Genomic DNA, 401 nt, shown 5'->3' on the forward strand with positions numbered 1-401 from the left:
CACGCTGGGTCCAGCCGAGATTCTTGCGACGTTCGGGCAATGCTCATGGCTGATGCGCTGGATGCATAATGAATACATTCTGGTGCGATGTCCGGTCCCGAGATGTGCCGTGATCGGACGCAACGAGAATAGCAATCGCCCCGGATCCACATGCGCGAGAACCGCGCGCAACTGGGAGAGGAATCGGACGCCGGATGTCAGCAGGGGTCGCGACGACGCCCGGGCGGCGGTTCCGGCATGATCCGCGATTCGGAGCCGGCGGCCGTTTCGATCATGCGCGAGCGCTTCGGCTTGACCACGCTTTCGATGCTGCCGACGATCCACGGACTTCTCTGAACCCCGGATGGTGGACGCTGGACCGGCGGCTCCCAGACAAGGATCCAGGCCGATACCGAGCCGCC

The 401-nt window shown here is 63.8% G+C and carries 1 protein-coding gene; it reads right to left on the reverse strand.

What is annotated here, in order from left to right; translation table 11 throughout:
* Window positions 1-197: 197 nt before the first annotated feature.
* Window positions 198-401 (reverse strand): hypothetical protein (locus ACW73L_RS22190; RefSeq protein ID WP_498924716.1); only part of this gene is annotated, 204 nt, incomplete at its 5' end.

The organism is Methylolobus aquaticus (genome assembly GCF_054172105.1).